The organism is Mycobacterium sp. E136 (assembly GCF_001666865.1).
Lineage (GTDB): Bacteria > Actinomycetota > Actinomycetes > Mycobacteriales > Mycobacteriaceae > Mycobacterium.
The window spans coordinates 1-17039 of the sequence record NZ_LZJE01000298.1; the positions used below are offsets into that span (position 1 = coordinate 1).

Annotated in this window: 19 protein-coding genes and 1 pseudogene; 13 read left to right on the plus strand and 7 right to left on the minus strand. The window is 67.1% G+C overall.

Annotated elements, in window-relative coordinates; translation table 11 throughout:
* From A5698_RS19075 to A5698_RS19090, 4 genes are all read left to right on the plus strand, one after another.
* Window positions 1–732, plus strand: a 732-nt coding sequence (locus tag A5698_RS19075) for an SDR family oxidoreductase (protein WP_231967466.1), incomplete at its 5' end; no start/stop codon positions are given.
* Complete coding sequence (locus A5698_RS19080; RefSeq protein WP_068300055.1) at window positions 729–1580, plus strand: NAD(P)-dependent oxidoreductase; 852 nt, start codon at window positions 729–731, stop codon at window positions 1578–1580. The genes A5698_RS19075 and A5698_RS19080, both read left to right, overlap by 4 nt.
* Before the next feature lie 5 nt (window positions 1581–1585).
* Window positions 1586–2026, plus strand: a complete 441-nt coding sequence (locus A5698_RS19085; protein WP_067080719.1) for a carboxymuconolactone decarboxylase family protein — start codon at window positions 1586–1588, stop codon at window positions 2024–2026.
* Complete coding sequence (locus tag A5698_RS19090) at window positions 2016–3242, plus strand: hypothetical protein (protein WP_068300057.1); 1227 nt, start codon at window positions 2016–2018, stop codon at window positions 3240–3242. Before A5698_RS19085 ends, A5698_RS19090 begins: the two co-directional genes overlap by 11 nt.
* Window positions 3243–3254: 12 nt before the next feature.
* On the opposite strand, the gene A5698_RS19095 is transcribed toward A5698_RS19090, so the two are convergent.
* Genes A5698_RS19095 through A5698_RS28715 form a run of 4 tightly spaced genes read right to left on the minus strand, consistent with a single transcriptional unit; the run spans window position 3255 to window position 5877 of the window.
* The gene (locus tag A5698_RS19095) at window positions 3255–3749 is read right to left on the minus strand and encodes an EspA/EspE family type VII secretion system effector (RefSeq protein WP_068300059.1); all 495 of its coding nucleotides are present in this window, start codon (window positions 3747–3749) and stop codon (window positions 3255–3257) included.
* A 52-nt stretch (window positions 3750–3801) separates the two neighbouring features.
* Window positions 3802–4410 (minus strand): TetR/AcrR family transcriptional regulator, encoded by a 609-nt coding sequence (locus tag A5698_RS19100; protein ID WP_068300061.1) that lies wholly within the window; start codon window positions 4408–4410, stop codon window positions 3802–3804.
* Window positions 4411–4436: 26 nt separating this feature from the next.
* Entirely contained in the window at window positions 4437–5666 is a 1230-nt protein-coding gene (locus tag A5698_RS19105; protein ID WP_068300063.1) for a cytochrome P450, read from the minus strand.
* 52 nt (window positions 5667–5718) lie between these two features.
* Window positions 5719–5877 (minus strand): DoxX family protein, encoded by a 159-nt coding sequence (locus A5698_RS28715; RefSeq protein WP_156670818.1) that lies wholly within the window; start codon window positions 5875–5877, stop codon window positions 5719–5721.
* A gap of 38 nt (window positions 5878–5915) precedes the next feature.
* Between A5698_RS28715 and purD the strand changes: the two genes are divergently transcribed.
* A complete protein-coding gene (gene purD, locus A5698_RS19110; RefSeq protein WP_068300066.1) occupies window positions 5916–7184 on the plus strand; it encodes a phosphoribosylamine--glycine ligase in 1269 nt (422 codons plus the stop codon).
* On the opposite strand, the gene A5698_RS19115 is transcribed toward purD, so the two are convergent.
* Window positions 7181–8005, minus strand: a complete 825-nt coding sequence (locus A5698_RS19115) for an alpha/beta hydrolase (protein WP_197506832.1) — start codon at window positions 8003–8005, stop codon at window positions 7181–7183. The genes purD and A5698_RS19115 overlap by 4 nt on opposite strands.
* A gap of 125 nt (window positions 8006–8130) precedes the next feature.
* On the opposite strand from A5698_RS19115, the gene A5698_RS19120 reads away from it, so the two are divergent.
* Both A5698_RS19120 and A5698_RS19125 read left to right on the plus strand, forming a co-directional pair.
* Window positions 8131–8760, plus strand: a complete 630-nt coding sequence (locus tag A5698_RS19120; protein ID WP_067288222.1) for a TetR/AcrR family transcriptional regulator — start codon at window positions 8131–8133, stop codon at window positions 8758–8760.
* 145 nt (window positions 8761–8905) lie between these two features.
* On the plus strand, window positions 8906–10324 hold the full coding sequence (locus tag A5698_RS19125; protein ID WP_068300078.1) for an APC family permease: 1419 nt from the start codon (window positions 8906–8908) through the stop codon (window positions 10322–10324).
* Here A5698_RS19125 and A5698_RS19130 read toward each other — a convergent pair whose 3' ends face one another.
* Window positions 10325–11188 (minus strand): DUF429 domain-containing protein, encoded by an 864-nt coding sequence (locus A5698_RS19130; protein ID WP_068300070.1) that lies wholly within the window; start codon window positions 11186–11188, stop codon window positions 10325–10327.
* Between the two features lie 40 nt (window positions 11189–11228).
* Between A5698_RS19130 and purB the strand changes: the two genes are divergently transcribed.
* Genes purB through A5698_RS19150 form a run of 4 tightly spaced genes read left to right on the plus strand, consistent with a single transcriptional unit; the run spans window position 11229 to window position 15408 of the window.
* Complete coding sequence (gene purB, locus A5698_RS19135; protein ID WP_067080739.1) at window positions 11229–12647, plus strand: adenylosuccinate lyase; 1419 nt, start codon at window positions 11229–11231, stop codon at window positions 12645–12647.
* Complete coding sequence (locus tag A5698_RS19140; protein WP_068300072.1) at window positions 12644–13870, plus strand: cytochrome P450; 1227 nt, start codon at window positions 12644–12646, stop codon at window positions 13868–13870. The genes purB and A5698_RS19140 overlap by 4 nt, the downstream gene beginning before the upstream one ends.
* Before the next feature lie 10 nt (window positions 13871–13880).
* The gene (locus A5698_RS19145) at window positions 13881–14843 is read left to right on the plus strand and encodes a tellurite resistance/C4-dicarboxylate transporter family protein (RefSeq protein ID WP_084792523.1); all 963 of its coding nucleotides are present in this window, start codon (window positions 13881–13883) and stop codon (window positions 14841–14843) included.
* Window positions 14830–15408 carry a DUF1707 SHOCT-like domain-containing protein gene (locus A5698_RS19150; RefSeq protein ID WP_068300074.1) on the plus strand — a complete coding sequence of 193 codons (579 nt, stop codon included), beginning with the start codon at window positions 14830–14832 and terminating at the stop codon, window positions 15406–15408. The genes A5698_RS19145 and A5698_RS19150 overlap by 14 nt, the downstream gene beginning before the upstream one ends.
* On the opposite strand, the pseudogene A5698_RS19155 reads toward A5698_RS19150, so the two are convergent.
* Window positions 15319–16047 (minus strand): annotated as a pseudogene (locus tag A5698_RS19155) (endonuclease domain-containing protein); the annotation flags it as partial. The gene A5698_RS19150 and the pseudogene A5698_RS19155 overlap by 90 nt on opposite strands.
* Before the next feature lie 5 nt (window positions 16048–16052).
* Between A5698_RS19155 and A5698_RS19160 the strand changes: the two are divergent.
* Window positions 16053–16625: a hypothetical protein gene (locus A5698_RS19160; RefSeq protein ID WP_068300076.1), complete on the plus strand. Its 573-nt coding sequence runs from the start codon at window positions 16053–16055 to the stop codon at window positions 16623–16625.
* Between the two features lie 107 nt (window positions 16626–16732).
* On the plus strand, window positions 16733–17039 hold a 307-nt coding region (locus A5698_RS19165), incomplete at its 3' end, for a type IV toxin-antitoxin system AbiEi family antitoxin domain-containing protein (protein WP_197506833.1).

Genomic DNA, 17039 nt, shown 5'->3' on the forward strand with positions numbered 1-17039 from the left:
GTGGCGATCGTCACCGGCGCCGGCGGCGGCATCGGACAGGCGTACGCCGAGGCGTTGGCCCGCGAGGGCGCCGCCGTGGTGGTCGCCGACATCAACACCGAGGGTGCGCAGAAGGTTGCCGACGGAATCAAGGATGAGGGCGGTAACGCGCTGGCCGTGCGGGTCGACGTATCCGACCCTGAATCGGCGAAGGAGATGGCGGCGCAGACGCTTTCGGAGTTCGGGGGCATCGACTACCTGGTGAACAACGCCGCGATCTTCGGCGGCATGAAGCTCGACTTCCTGATCACCGTTGACTGGGACTACTACAAGAAGTTCATGAGCGTGAACATGGACGGCGCCTTGGTCTGCACCCGAGCGGTATACAAGAAGATGGCCAAGCGGGGCGGCGGGGCCATCGTGAATCAGTCCTCGACCGCGGCGTGGCTGTACTCGAACTTCTATGGCCTGGCCAAGGTCGGCGTCAATGGGTTGACCCAGCAATTGGCCACCGAGCTGGGCGGGCAGAACATCAGGGTCAACGCCATCGCACCGGGGCCGATCGACACCGAGGCCAACCGGACCACCACTCCTCAGGAGATGGTCGCCGACATCGTGAAGGGAATTCCGTTGTCGCGCATGGGACAGCCGGAGGACCTGGTCGGCATGTGCCTGTTCCTGCTGTCCGATCAGGCGAAGTGGATCACTGGCCAAATCTTCAACGTCGACGGTGGACAGATCATTCGGTCATGAGTGAACAAACCAAGCTCGGCTACATCGGCCTCGGCAACCAAGGTGCTCCGATGGCGAAGCGTCTGGTCGACTGGCCCGGTGGGCTGGTGGTGTTCGACGTTCGGACCGAGGCCATGACTCCGCTCGCAGAAATCGGCGCGACACTCGCCGACAGCGTCGCCGACGTCGCAGCCGCCGACATCGTCAGCGTGACTGTGCTCAACGACGAGCAGGTGCGCGACGTCGTCGGTCGGCTCGCCGAACACGCCAAATCAGGTACCGTCATCGCGATCCACTCGACCATCGAGCCCGGCACGGCACCGGAGCTGGCAGACCAATTGCGCCCGAGGGGTATTCACATCGTCGACGCGCCGGTGAGCGGTGGCGCAGGAGCGGCCGACAGAGGTGAGCTGGCCGTGATGGTCGGCGCCGACGACGAGGCGTACGCCGCGGTCAAGCCCGTCTTCAAACAGTGGGCCTCGTTGGTGGTCCGCGCGGGCGAGCCCGGCGCGGGCACCCGGATGAAGCTGGCCCGGAACATGCTGACGTTCACCGGATTCGCCGCGGCCTGCGAGGCGCAGGTGCTCGCCGAGGCCGCGGGCATCGACCTGCAGAAGCTGGGACGCGTGGTGCGGCACAGTGATGCGCAGAGCGGTGGACCCGGTGCCATCATGTACCGCGACGACACCAAACCGCTCGCCCCGGACCACTTCCTGCACGACATGTTCGTTCACACCCGTGGTCTCGGCGAGAAGGACCTGCGCTTGGCGCTCGAATTGGGCAAGGCGACCGACGTTGAACTTCCACTGGCCGAAGTCGCGCTGCGGAATCTCGCGGCCGGGCTCGGCGTGCCACACACGAAGGAGTGAGTCTGATGGACGAATTGCGTCGCAAGGGCCTCGAGAAGATGAACGAGGTCTACGGCTGGGAGATGCCGAACATCGAGGGCGACCCGTACTTCGACCTCACCGTCGACCACCTCTTCGGCACCATCTGGACACGTCCCGGCCTGTCCATGCGAGACAAGCGAATCATGACGCTGACCGCGGTGACCGCCGTGGGGAACTCCGACCTCGCCGAGATCCAGGCCAACGCCGCGCTCGCCAACGGCGAGATGACCGAGCAGGAGCTCAAGGAGATGGCGGTCTTCTTGACCCACTACCTCGGGTTCCCCTTGGGCTCGAAGCTGGACGGTGCGGTCAGCAAGGTGATCAAGAACCGCCAAAAGGGCAAAGGCGGGGACAAGAAGGCGAACGTCAACGCCGCGGTGAAGATGCATTCCGGCGGAGCGGTGCACGACGAGCATGACAAGTAGGTATTCATCGCTGTCGCGTGAGCAGCTCGCAGTTTTGGTGCCCGAGCTGCTGCTGATCGGTCAGCTGATCGACCGCTCCGGAATGGCCTGGATCATCAGCAATTTCGGCCGCGAGGAGATGCTGCAGGTCGCGATCGAGGAGTGGATGGGCGCCAGCCCGATCTACACCAGGCGGATGCAGAAGGCCCTGAAGTACGAGGGCACCGACGTCATCACGATCTTCAAGGGTCTGCAGCTCGATATCGGGGCGCCACCGCAGTTCATGGATTTCCGCTACACCGTCCACGACCGATGGCACGGCGAATTTCACCTCGACCACTGCGGCGCACTATTGGACGTGGAACCGATGGGCGAAGAGTATGTGCGCGGCATGTGCCACGACATCGAGGACCCGACGTTCGACGCGACGGCCGTGGCGACCAACCGTCGAGCCCAGATCCGCCCGATCCACCGCCCGCCGCGCACACCCGCCGACCGGCAACCGCATTGCGCATGGACCGTGATCATCGACGAGTCGTATCCCGAGGTGGAGGACCACCCGGTGCTCGAGGTCGTCGCGCGGACGCGTGCCGCCAGAACCGAACTCGACCCCATCGACACCGGCGACGAGGGGCAGTCGGACTACTCCGGTCCGTTGGTCTCGGACTTCGACTTCGGCGCGTTCTCACATTCGGCGCTGGTGCGCATCGCCGACGAGGTGTGTCTGCAGATGCACCTGCTCAACCTGTCGTATGTCATCGCCGTCGGGAAGCGGGCCGGTACGAACACCGAACTGGCGACCGAGATCTGCACCAAGCAACTGATCGGGCTGGCCGGTATCGCGGCCGAACGCATCCACCGCGCGCTGAACTTGCCCGGCGGAATCGAGGGCGCGGTGCGCACGCTCGAGTTGCATCCGATGCTCAACCCCGCCGCCTACGTCGACGCCGAATTCGGTCCGGACACCGTGCATCTGCGGCGTTCACCCGCGCACGAGGACGGAGCGTGGGTCTCGTTGGTGTCGCCCCGGGAGCGGCGCCCCCTGCAGGCGATCGTCGCCGCGGTGGACAAGCACCTCGACGTCGAGGTGAGCGGTGCCGCGCAGGAGTGGACCGCACGCGTCGTCGAGACAGAGACCGAGGCCAAGGAGTTCTCCGAGGTGTCGGTTGTCAGGGTCAGCGGCGGATCGACCTGGGAGTTCGAAAACCGCAAATCGCTGCCGTTGACAGTGCTCTGACCGCACGACCGCTCAGGGCCGGCCCAGCTCCTCGTACTCTGCGCCGAGTGCGCGCATCCGGGCTGCGATGGCCTCCAGGTCGCGATGGCAGCGTTCGATGATCTCGGCGACCTCGCCGGCGCCCTTGCTGACCACCGGCCACAGCATCCGTTCCCCTTCCAGGGTCGCAGGCACCGTCGCCGCGGTATCGACGACCCACTGTCGCACGGCGTCGAGCTCACGACGGCCGGCCCGCACCACGTCCGCCGACCGGTCCACTTCCGCCGCGAGTCGGCGGTCCAACTCGGCCATCGCGCCGAGAGTCCTTGCCTGGCGTGCGTTTTGGTCGCGATAACCCTCGGCGCCCGCGCCCGTCCAATCCGATCCCGGCCCCGCCGCCTCCACTTCAGCGCGGAGGGACTCGAAAAGGGCGCTGCTGTCCAGTCCGCCGCCGTCTTGCGGGGTGCCCTCACCGAACGTGGCGCGGGCCCGCGACCACGTCGAGAGGAAGGCGTCGACGACACTCACGACGGTGAGTTTACGGGCCGGCCGACGGCCGACTGAGCACTAATTTTGCTCCTCAGCGGGCCGTCGTGGGTGCCGCCACGGAGGCGCCGACCCAGCGCCGCAGATAGTCGCGCAGTTCGGCGCCGTGACGCGGCGGACGTCCCGGGTCGATGATGAACGACTGAATGATCCGTAACAGGTGCTCGGCCAACTCGTCGAGGTCGTCGTCGGTGAAGCCCAAGGCGGACCAATCCACGTCGAAGCGCCGCAGCATCGAGTTGGCGAACTCCAGGGCGATGTCCGAGGTGACCGTCTGGCTGAAAGCGCTGGCCCGCGCGGGCATCAGCAGCAGGCCGATGTGCTTGTCCCGTGGCAGCCATTCGAGCGCGGTGGCGATGCCCTCGGCGACCGCCTCCTGTGGGTCGGTCAGCCCCTGCAGATGATCGGCCAACCGGTCCAGAAAGCCGGTCGCCGCACGCTGCGCCGACGCCTGCAGCAGCGCGTCGGTGCTGGGAAAGTACCGGTAGACGGTCTGCCGGGTGACCCCGAGCGTGCGTGCGACGTCGGTGATGGAGAACTCCGCACCGCGGGCGTCGATCGCCTTGCCCGCGGCGTCGAGGATGCGGGCGACCGCCTCCTCATCCGTCGACGGCGCCGAGCCCGACCAGCCGTGGGTGCGCACGGCGGAATCCTACTCAGCCCTCCCGGTCAACCCGTGTAGGAGACCTGCAGGTCCTTGACGCCGTTGATCCAGCCCGACCGAAGGCGTTGTGGTTCACCGAGTTTGGTGATGTCGGGAATCTGGTCGGCGATCTCGTCGAAGATCAGTTTGATCTCCATGCGGGCCAGGTTCGCGCCGATGCAGTAGTGGGCGCCGTTGCCGCCGAATCCCAGATGGGGGTTGGGGTCGCGCAGGATGTCGAACCGGAAGGGCTGGTCGAACACCTCTTCGTCATAGTTGGCCGAGCTGTAGAACAGCCCCACCCGCTGCCCCTCGCGGATGGTGACGCCGCCGAGTTCGGTGTCGGCGAGCGCTGTCCGCTGGAAGCAGTGCACCGGGGTGGCCCAGCGCACGATCTCGTCGGCGGCGGTTGCCGGCCTGTCGCGCTTGAACAGCTCCCACTGATCCGGATTCTCGAAGAAGGCGTTCATGCCGTGGGTCATCGCATTGCGGGTCGTCTCATTCCCGGCGACCGCCAAGAGGATGACGAAGAACGCGAACTCCACATCGTCGAGCGACTCCCCGTCGATATCGGCCTCGATGAGGCGGGTCACGATGTCGTCGGCCGGACAACGACGGCGCTCCTCGGCCATCGTGTAGGCGTACCCCATCAGTTCCGCATTGGCGGCGGTCGGATCGCTGTCGAAGTCGGGGTCGTCGGTGTTCATGATCGCGTTGGTCCAGTGAAACAACTTCTCGCGATCGGCCTCGGGCACGCCGATGAGATCGGCGATCGCCAAAAGCGGCAAGCGCATCGCGATGTCGTCGACGAAGTTGCCGCTGCCCTTTTGCCTTGCCGCGGCGACGATCTCGCGCGCGGCGGTGGCCAGCCGTTCCTCGAGCGTCGCGATCGCCCGCGGGGTGAACAGGCGCGAGACCAGCTTGCGCAACCGGGTGTGCTCAGGCGCATCGTGGTTGATCAGTAGTGCCTTGGTGAGCTCGAGCTGTTCGGAGGTGACTCCCTCGGGCAGTCGCATCACCGCACCCTTGCGGTTGGTCGACCACAGCTCGCCGTTGCGCGAGATCGCCTTGATGTCCTCGTGGCGGCTGATCACCCAGTAGCCGCCGTCGTCGAAGATCGACTCTGGCTGCTCGTTCCACCACACCGGTGCGGTCTTGCGCAGCTGGGCGAACTCCGCGACGGGGATCCCGCGCAGGAGCACCTCGGGGTCGGTGAAGTCGTATCCGTGTCCGAAGGGACATGTGGCCTGGGTCATACATTCGACCATACAACGTCGTGTCAAGTGTATGGCCTAACTATCGCCGCGGTCAGCGGCGGCGCGGCACGCCCGTGCTCCACAGCGCCCAGGCGACGAGCACCGGATGAAAGAGCAGTCGCACGAATCGTTTGGAGTCGGTGTCCAACCCGAACCCGTCGCGCTTGTTGACGTATTGGGCGATGTTGCCGGGGAACACAAGATCGGCCATCCGAACCAAGATCGGCTGTGCAGTTAGGGTGAGCAGTTGTGCGAGTCCTGGTAATCGGATCCGGTGCCCGTGAACATGCGTTGCTGCTAGCGCTGCGGCGTGACCCCGAGGTCGAGAGTCTGGCGATCGCGCCGGGCAATGCGGGTACCGCCGCGATCGCCGACCAGTACGACGTCGACATCACCTCGGGGGAGGCGGTCACCGACCTGGCCCGCAAGCTGGAGTCGGACCTCGTCGTGGTCGGACCGGAGGTGCCCTTGGTGCTCGGTGTCGCCGACGCCGTGCGCAGTGCCGGGATCGCGTGCTTCGGGCCGACGAAGGATGCGGCCCGAATCGAGGGGTCGAAGTCGTTCGCCAAGGATGTGATGACCGCCGCCGGTGTGCGCACCGCGAGAAGCGAGGTCGTCGACAACCCCGCACGCCTGGACGCCGCGCTCGACCGGTTCGGCCCGCCCGGCGGTGAATCCGCGTGGGTGGTCAAGGACGACGGCCTTGCCGCGGGCAAAGGCGTGGTGGTGACCACCGACCGCGCCGCCGCGCGTTCCCATGCCGCGGGCCTGCTCGACGCGGGACATCCCGTGCTGCTCGAGTCGTTCCTCGACGGACCCGAGGTATCGCTGTTCTGCGTCGTCGACGGCGAGACCGTGGTGCCCCTCTTACCGGCGCAGGACTTCAAGCGGGTCGGTGACAACGACACCGGCCCCAACACCGGAGGCATGGGTGCCTACGCGCCGCTGCCGTGGCTGCCCGACGCCATCGTCACCCAGATCGTCGACGATGTGGTGAAACCCGTTGCCGCCGAACTCGTTGCGCGCGCCAGCTCGTTCTCGGGACTGCTGTACGCCGGGCTGGCCATCACATCGCAGGGACCGGCGGTGGTCGAATTCAACTGCCGCTTCGGCGATCCGGAGACCCAGTCGGTACTGGCGCTGCTGGAGACCCCGTTGGGACGGCTGCTGTATGCGGCCGCCACCGGCCGCCTCGCCGACGAGCCCGCGCTGCAATGGCGCGACGGTGCCGCGGTGACCGTCGTGCTGGCGGCGGAGAACTATCCGGGCCGTCCACGGGTCGGCGACGTGATCACCGGATCCGAGGCCGACGGCGTACTGCACGCGGGTACCAGCCGTCGCGGCGACGGTGCCGTGGTCTCATCAGGCGGACGTGTGCTGTCCATCGTCGGCGCCGGCGCCGATCTGTCCGCGGCACGCGACGCCGCGTATCAGCTGATCAAGTCGATTCGGCTGCCGGGCAGTCACTTTCGCAGTGACATCGCACTGGCCGCGGCGGAAGGTCGCATCGCTCTTTAGGCGGTCAGCAGCGGTGCCATCCAGGCCAGCTCGCCGGGAAGCTGCGAACTCCAGAAGCCGGCGTCGTGCCCACCGGGCGAGAACCCGCCCGCGGGCGGATTCGGCAGCTGCGCGATGAACTCTTTCGTCGCCGAATAGAACGGATCGCCGGTCCCGCAATCGATCCGGATCGGAATCGATCCCAGTGCGGGGAGCCCCCAGACACTGTTGGCCGCATAGTCTTCCGCGCTGTCGAATGCACCGGGCGCGGCGGCGCCGGAGGACGTCCACAGCGCCGGGCTGACCGCGCAGATCGCGGCGGTGCGGGCGGGCCCGAGCCGCGCGCCGAGCAACAGCGCCCCGTAGCCGCCCATCGACCAGCCGAGGAAGCCGACACGCGATGTGTCCAGGCCCTGCGAACCCAGCAACGGGATCAGCTCGTCGAGCACCATCGCGCCGGAGTCCTCGCCGCTGGCCCGCTTGTGCCAGTAACTTCCGCCGCCATCGACTGCGACGACGGCGAAGGGCGGCAGGCCCGCGGAGACGGCCTCGGCCAGGCCCTGTTCCACACCGCCGGCCATCACACCCGCGGCGTCCTGCCCCTTGCCGTGCAGGGCGATGACCGGACGCAGCGGCGTGCTCTGGCCCGGCGGGCGCGCGATCGCCCAGTTGGTCGACCGCCCTCCGCGTGCCGCGGAGACGAACGACCCGTCGACGTAAGTGGGTGCCGCGGGCGCGGCAGGAACCGGCGGTGCCATCCGCAGCGCTGCCGCACCGGCCGCCGCGCCGACACCGAGGCGCAGAAGCGATCGGCGACTCAGCTCGGGCATGGCGGCCATGATGCCACCGGCGCTTCATCGCCGACGAGCGGCGGTCGCCCGTCGCACCAGAAACACCAGCCCCGACTTCGTGAGCAAAGCCTGACGATTAGCCGAAAGCGCGATGGGAGGGCCGCCCGACTGGCAGCATGCTAAAGGTGACGGCAGCGGTCACTCCCAAGGGAGAGCGTCGACGCTTTGCGCTGGTCAGCGCTGCTGCGGACCTGCTGTGCGAGGGCGGCTTCGACGCGGTGCGGCATCGCGCCGTGGCCCGCCGCGCCGGCCTCCCGCTGGCGTCGACGACGTACTACTTCTCCTCGCTCGACGATCTGATCGCCAAGGCCGTCGAATACGTCGGAGAGCGCGAAGCCGAGCAATTGCGCGCCAGGGTCGCGATGCTGTCGCGGCGCCGGCGAGGCGCGGAATCGACCGCCGACATCTTGGTCGATCTGTTGGTCGACGACGTGGCGGGGCAGCGGGTCAGCGAGCAGTTGATCTCGCGCTACGAGCGGTACATCGCGTGCGCACGCCACCCGGGACTGCGCGAGATCCAACGGCGGATCATGCGACAGCGCACCGACGCGGTGATCGAGGTCATCGAACGTTCGGGTCGCTCGGTGCGGGCCGAGTACCTCACCGCGTTGGTCAACGCCGTCGACGGTGCGGTGGTGGCTGCGCTCGTCGCCGAGGGCGACGGCCCTCGCGCAACAGCACGCGCGACCTTGATCGACGTGATAGACGTGTTGGCACCAATCGACGAGCGAGTGGCGCAGGTGTAAGTGCCACCAGGAGGGCACCGATGAGCGCTTGCGCGAAGAGCAAAGGGCACCGATGAGCGCTTGCGTGAAGAGCAAAGGGCACCGATGAGCGCTTGCGCGAAGAGCAAAGGGCACCGATGAGCGCTTGCGCGAAGAGCAAACGATGATGAGTACGCCGACCGACAAGCAGCCGGAGCTTCGGCGGGTCATGGGTCCGGGGTTGTTGCTGCTGTTCATCGTCGGCGACATCCTCGGCACCGGTGTCTACGCGCTGACGGGTCAGGTCGCCGGCGAGGTGGGCGGTGCCGCATGGCTGCCGTTCCTTCTCGCATTCGCCATCGCCACCATCACGGCCTTCTCGTATCTGGAGCTCGTCACCAAGTATCCGCAGGCGGCCGGGGCTGCGCTATACGCGCACAAGGCTTTCGGGATCCAGTTCTTCACCTTCCTCGTCGCCTTCGTGGTGATGTGCTCCGGCATCACGTCGGCGTCGACCGCGTCGCAAGCGTTCGCCGCCAACATGATCAAGGGTCTCGGCCTGGACTGGGGCAAGGCGGGGGTCGCCGTCATCGCGCTGATCTTCATGGCCGTGTTGGCCGCGATCAACCTGCGCGGTGTGAGTGAGAGCGTCAAGCTCAACGTCGGCCTGACCATCATCGAGATCACCGGCCTGCTGCTGGTGATCTTCGTCGGTCTATGGGCCTTCACCCAGGGTGGTGACCACGACTTCTCCCGCATCGTGATGTTCGAAAGCGGCGAGGAGCGAAGCACATTCGTCGCGATCACCGCGGCGACGTCGCTCGCCTTCTTCGCCATGGTCGGCTTCGAGGACTCGGTCAACATGGCCGAGGAGACCAAGGACCCGGTCCGGATCTTCCCGAAGGTGTTGTTGACCGGGTTGAGCATCGCCGGACTCGTCTACATCCTGGTGTCGATCATCGCGGTGGCGCTGGTGCCGATCGGCGAGCTCAAGGCCAGCAGCACCCCGTTGGTGAGCGTGGTCGAGGCCGCGGCGCCGGGCCTGCCGATCGACGAGCTGTTCCCGTTCATCACGATGTTCGCGGTGTCCAACACCGCGCTGATCAACATGCTGATGGCCAGCCGGCTGATCTACGGTATGGCGCGGCAGCGGGTGCTGCCGCCGGTTCTCGGCTCGGTGCACCGAACCCGCCACACCCCGTGGGTGGCAATCATTTTCACGACCGTGATCGCCTTCGGCCTGATCTTCTATGTGTCGGCCTTTGCGAGCAGCAAGGCGGTGTCGGTGCTCGGCGGCACCACGTCGCTTCTGCTGTTGGCCGTGTTCGCGATGGTCAACGTCGCGGTGCTGGTGCTGCGTCGCGACGTGCAGAAGGACGGTGCGCATTTCCGGACGCCCACGTTCCTGCCCATCCTCGGTTTCATCACGTCGCTGTATCTGGTGACACCGCTGTCGGGCCGCCCGGGAACGCAGTATCTGCTTGCCGGAATCCTGCTCGTGATCGGCATCGTGCTGTTCCTCGTCACCATGGTGATCAACAAGCGACTCGGCATCACGGACGCCGGGATCACCGATCCGACTCAGCTGGCTCAGACGCCGGATTAGCTAGCCGCCGAGCTGTCGGCGTATCTCGGTGAGCTCGCGCTGCGCCCGCTCGATCAGAAGCTGAACCTGCTCCAGGCGCGGCAACACGTCGCCGGGTCCGGGGGCCGACACCGGACGGCCCCGAGGGGCGGGTGTCAGCCCCGACGGCAACGCGGGCGTGACGATGTAGCCGTCTTCGCGGTCGCCGTAGATCGTGACGTCCTCGCGTCGCCGTTCGAAGTACAGCGCGACGTACGCGCAGAGCACGGCGTCGACGGGATCCTCGCAGGCGTTCAGCTGGAAGGCCCGGGCACCGGCCTCGATCCGCTTGCGGAGTTCGAGCCACGCCGGACTGCTCCGCACGCGAAGTCGCGGGTTGGCGTCGTTCAACCCCTCGATCAGCTCCACCATCTTGAGCAGTTCGTCCTTGCGTTTGACGACATCCTTGGCCCGCCGCTTGTACTTGAGTGTCTTGCCGAGTTTGAACAGCGCGATCGTCGCGGCATGCGGGTAGACCTCGATCGCGCGGCGGTCGGCGCGTGACTGCGGGTCGGTGTCCAGGTACAGCCGCTCGCAGAGGACCTCGGCGCGGGGCGGGTCGAAGAGCGGGTTGCTGGTGTTCGCGGGCTGCGCGGTCGCCTCGAACGGCGCGAAATCCCGGTTGTACAGCGTCTCCCCAAGCCGGTATCCGGTCGGGTTCCTGACGATGAGCGGTGCGTCGATGGCGACGACGCAGGGGCCGTCGACATACGGCGCGACGGCCGCCGCGATCTCGTCGTCGCTGACCGCCGTGCCGACCTGCACGAGCCGGCCGTCGCCGTCCAGAACGGCCACACCGGTTTGGTTTCCTTCCGCCCAGGCGAGATCGAGCCCAACGAAGTACATGGGACCAGCCTGCACTACCCGAGTCGTAAGCTGAGTGTTTGTGACGATCCCCAACGTGCTGGCCAATCGTTACGCCAGCGAGGAAATGGTGGCGATCTGGTCACCGGAAGCCAAGGTCATCGCGGAGCGCAGGCTCTGGTTGGCGGTGCTGCGCGCCCAGGCGGAACTGGGGGTCGACGTGCCCGCCGGAGTGGTCGACGACTACGAGCGGGTGCTCGAGCAGGTCGACCTCGAGTCGATCGCGGCACGGGAACGCGTGCTGCGCCACGACGTCAAGGCCCGCATCGAGGAGTACAACGCGCTCGCGGGTCACGAACACGTGCACAAGGGCATGACCAGTCGCGACCTGACCGAGAACGTCGAACAGCTGCAGATCCGGCGCTCGCTCGAACTCGTGCACTCCCATGCGGTCGCGGTGGTGGCCCGGTTGGCCGAACGCGCGGTGCTGTATCGCGACCTGGTGATGGCGGGCCGCAGCCACAACGTCGCCGCACAGGCCACCACGCTGGGTAAGCGGTTCGCCTCGGCGGCCGAAGAGCTGTTGATCGCGCTGCAGCGGCTGCGCTCGCTGATCGACCGCTACCCCCTGCGCGGTGTCAAGGGCCCGATGGGCACCGCCCAGGACATGCTGGACCTGTTCGACGGCGACGCGTCGCGGTTGGCCGAGCTCGAGCGGCGGGTGGCCGAATTCCTCGGTTTCACCGAGATTTTCACCAGCGTGGGGCAGGTGTATCCGCGCTCGCTGGACCACGACGTCGTCTCCGCGCTGGTGCAGGTCGGTGCGGGTCCGTCGTCATTGGCACACACCATCCGGCTGATGGCGGGCCACGAACTGGTCACCGAGGGCTTCGCGCCCGGACAGGTGGGCTCGTCCGCGATGCCGCACAAGATGAACACCCGCTCGTGTGAGCGGGTGAACGGGTTGCAGGTGGTGCTGCGCGGCTACGGGTCGATGGCCGCCGAACTCGCTGGCGCGCAGTGGAACGAGGGCGACGTGTTCTGTTCGGTGGTGCGCCGCGTCGCGCTGCCGGACGCGTTCTTCGCCGTCGACGGGCAGATCGAGACGTTCCTGACCGTGCTCGACGAGTTCGGCGCCTACCCCGCGGTGATCCAGCGTGAACTCGACCGCTACCTGCCCTTCCTGGCGACGACGCGAATCCTCATCGCCGCGGTCCGGGCCGGGGTGGGCCGCGAAACCGCGCACGAGGTGATCAAGGAACACGCCGTCGCGGTGGCGTTGGCGATGCGCGAAAAAGGCCAGGAGCCAGACCTTCTGGATAGGTTGGCCGCCGATTCCCGGCTGCCGCTCGACCGGCCCGCGCTCGATGCGGCGCTCGCCGACAAGCAGGCCTTCACCGGCGCGGCCGGTGATCAGGTGGACCGCGTGGTCGAAGCGGTCGACGAGTTGGTGAGCCGCTATCCCGAAGCGGCCAAATACACTTCGGGTGCCATCTTGTGACGCTGGCCGTCGACTTCACCGATCTGGACAACTTCGCGAACGGTTTTCCGCACGAACTGTTTGCGCTGCATCGGCGTGAGGCTCCGGTGTACTGGCATGAGCCGACCGAGCACACGCCCGACGGCGAGGGGTTCTGGTCCGTGGCCACCTACGCCGAAACGCTTGCGGTGTTTCGTGATCCGCAGACCTTCTCTTCGGTGACGGGTGGGCTCCGGCCCTACGGTGGGACGCTGCTGCAGGACCTGGCGATCGCGGGTCAGGTGCTCAACATGATGGACGACCCGCGGCATTCGCAGATCCGCCGGTTGGTCAGTTCGGGGCTCACACCGCGGATGATCCGCCGGGTCGAGGACGATTTGCGCGCGCGTGCGCGGCGGTTGCTGGATGCCGTCGAACCCGGGGTGCCCTTCGATTTTCTGGTCGACGTGGCGGCCGAGCTGCCGATGCAGATGATCTGCATCCTGTTGGGAGTGCCGGAGTCCGAACAGCATTGGCTGTTTCAGGCGATCGAGCCGCAGTTCGACTTCGGTGGTTCGCGGAAGGCCTCGGTCGGTCAGCTCACCGAGGAAGAGGCCGGCTCGCGGATGTATGCCTACGGCCAGGAGTTGATCGCGGCCAAACGCGCATCGCCGACGGACGACATGTTGTCGGTGGTCGCGAACGCATGCCTAGATGACACCGCGGACGACGGTGCACTGTCCGATCTGGAGCTCTACCTGTTCTTCAGCTTGTTGTTCAGCGCGGGTGCCGAGACGACGCGCAACGCGGTCGCCGGCGGGCTGCTGGCGTTGATCGAGAACCCGGATTCGCTGAGGGCTCTGCGCGACGACCCGAACCTGCTGTCGTCGGCGATCGAGGAGATGGTGCGTTGGTCCTCGCCGTCACCGTCCAAGCGGCGCACCGCGACTCGGGACGTCACGCTGGCGGGATGTCGGATCGAGGCCGGTCAGAAAGTCCAGATCTGGGAGGGTTCGGCCAACCGCGATGAGGCGGTGTTCGCCGATGCCGATGTGTTCGACATCGCCCGCAAACCGAATCCGCACCTCGGCTTCGGCCAGGGTGTGCACTACTGCCTCGGGGCCAACCTGGCGCGGCTCGAGCTGCGCGTGCTGTTCGAGGAGCTGCTGTCGCGGTTCTCCGATGCCCGGCTGATCAAGCCCGTCGAGTGGACGCGCAGCAATCGGCACACCGGCATCCGGCATCTCGTCGTCGAGTTGCGGTGAGCGGCGGGCGGTGAGGCCCGACGCGTTCGCGTTCGTGATGGCGACCGGCATCGTGTCGATCGCCGCGGCCGACCACGGCTACACCTACATCAGCGGCGCGCTGGCCGGGCTCGCCGTCCTCGGGCTACTGGTTCTCGTTGTCGCAGGAGCGATCTCGTGGTCCCGGCAGCGCCTGGATCTTGCGGATACTGACGTCACGATCGGGCTGTTCACATTCGTCGCGGCCTGTGCGGTGCTCGACAGCCGGCTGATGTCGATCACGGCCGTGTTGTGGACATTGGCCGTGCCGGCGGCTTTGGTGTGGCTGGCGTTGGTCGTGCTGACGGCGCGCAACTTCGCCCGTCGGACCTGGAAGCGGTTACAGCAACGGGCGCGGGGGGCTTGGGAACTGTGCAGCGTCGGCACCTCGGGTCTGGCGATCGTCGCGGTCGCGTTGGCTCACGACACGGGGTGGCATGCGCTGGTGTTGGCCGGTGTGGCGATCTGGGTGGCGGCTCTTGCGCTATACGCCGTCATGACCACGCTGATTCTGGCGCGAGCCTTTTCGGCGCGGCTTGATCCCAGCGGGTTCGAGCCCGACGCCTGGATCTTGATGGGCGGGCTCGCGATCGCCACGCTGGCCGGTGACCACATCCATCGCGCCGGCATCGACGTTCGTGCGGCGACGATCACGACGTGGTGCCTGGCGTCGCTGTGGATTCCGCCGCTTGTGTACTTCGGTGTGCGTCACATCGGACGGGCGGAGGCACGGCGTTTCGCCGGAGTGTGGTGGGCGATGGTGTTCCCGCTGGGCATGTATTCGGCGGCTACTCACGCCATGGCGATCGAGACCGGATGGCCTGCACTGCCCACGATTTCGCAGGTCTTCTTTTGGATCGCGTTTGCTGCGTGGGTGGTTGTGGCGATCGGGGCGGTATTGCGGTTGAGGACCGTCGGCCTACGCCACCTACTCTCGGAGCATGGACACCGATGACGCGAATGTGCGAGTTTCGGACGTCGACCGCGAGCACGTGAGGCAGCTGCTCGAACGTGCGGCCGGCCAGGGCATGCTCACGCTCGACGAGTTCAGCGAGCGGTTCGACGTCGTGCTGGCCGCGCGCACCCGTGGCGAGTTGCGCCAGGTGTTGGCCGACTTACCGGCGACGGATGCGCTGCAACCGGTGGCGGCAGGCGGCACCGAACCGATGCGCGGCCGGATGTCGTCGATCTCGCGGCGGGGACCGTGGACGGTGCCGTCGCGCATCGAGCTGAACACCCGGATGTGCGACACGACGCTCGACTTCACGTCGGCGAAGCTGCAGGGTTCCACCGTCGTGCTGGACATCGACGACTACTTCAGCTCGACGGAACTGATCCTGCCCGACGGCGCGACTGCCGACCTCACCGGCGTCGAGACGTTCGCGGGCAGCACCACGTTGAAGGTGCCGCACGGTCCGGCGGCGGATCGCCTACACCTCGTGGTGCGCGGCCGGGTGCGGTTCGGGTCGGTGACGGCGCGGTATCCGTTCGGCCATACCCTGCGTCGCATTCTCGGGTGACGGACGCTGGCCCGTCGCCGCGGAGATCTCGACGATCACCCGCTGCGGATACGCCGTCAGGTCAAGCCAGGTGAAGCGCAACACCTTCCAGCCGTGCAAGGCGATGACGTTCTGACGGTTCCGGTCGATCTGGAACACGGCGCTGTCGGTGTGAAACGCCCAGCCGTCGACCTCGATCGCGACGTTCCCTGCCAGGAAGGCGACGTCGACCCTGTAGCCGGCGACGGGATGGTTGGCCTTCCAGCCGGTGAACCCGGCATCGCGCAGGAGCTTGACGAGGAGCCGCTCGGCCTCGGAACGCGCACCGTCCTGGGCGGCGCGCAGGAGTCGCCGTGCGGCGGGTGAACCATGTCGGCCCTTGTTCCGCAGATGTGCCCGCCACAGTTGGGCGAGCTCGACGTGACGCTGCAGAGCGGTGTCCATCAGCTTCGGCCCGCCACCGCGCCGGACCGCGGCTTCGACCACAGTCAGCGGCAACGCGGTGACCCGCAGCCCGTCGCGCTCGACGACGTCGCGGGGCGACAGGTCCCGCCTTCGCGCATTCATCCCCTGCCTCGGCCGGAAGTTGCTCACCCTCGGGACGGTGACTTCGACGACATCGGGAGCGAACTTCGTGATCCCGTGCCACCACACCGTCGCGCATCATGGCCCAGCTCGTCAGCGACATCGTCGTGGTCGTCTGGACCACGGTGTGGGTGCTGGTCGGTATGGCCGTGCACTCGGCGGTGTCCACCATCGCCGCGGTGGGCCGCCAGGTGGAGACCGGCGCCAACGGCGTGGCCGACAACCTCGACTCCGCGGGTGAGCGCACCGACGACTTCCCGCTGATCGGCGACGCGCTGAGCAAGCCGCTGCGGGCGGCCAGCGAAGCGGCGCTCGACATCGCCGGTGCCGGCCACAGCCTCGACACCACCGCATCGTGGTTGGCATGGGTGCTGGCGTTGGCGGTGGCCGCGCCGCCGATCCTGTTCGTCGCGATGCCGTGGCTGTACTTGCGGCTGCGGTTCTTCCGCCGCAAGTGGACGGCACTCACGCTGGCCTGCACACCCGCGGGCGAGCAGTTGTTGGCGCTGCGGGCGCTGGCCAATCGGCCGCTGGCGAAGCTGGTCGCGGTCCACGCCGACCCGGTCGGGGCGTGGCGGATGCACGACCACGACGCGATCCGCGGCCTCGCCGCGCTCGAGTTGCGCTCGTCGGGCGTCGCCCGCCGCCTCTAGCGGCTCCGCCGCCGCGATTTGTGCACATCCGGGAGCGCTCACCGCTCGCGAATGTGCACAACTCGCATGGGGAACCGTTCGCAGGCGCCGATGCGTCGAAAAAGAGCATGCTCGACGAACATCTCCGGCGTCACGACGGTGTGATCACGCTGACGCAAGCGCGACAGTGCGGCCTCAGTAGGCATGCGGTGAACCGCCGCGTGCGCTCAGGCCACTGGCTGCGATGCTCGCCTGGCGTCTTCTTCGCAAACGATCGTCCGTTCAGCGACGCCGCGCGTATCAGGGCTTCCGTTTGGTCGTTCGGTCCGCGAGCAGCGGCCAGCGGACTGGCGGCCGCGTGGTGGCACGGGATCACGAAGTTCGCTCCCGATGTCGTCGAAGTCACCGTCCCGAGGGTGAGCAACTTCCGGCCGA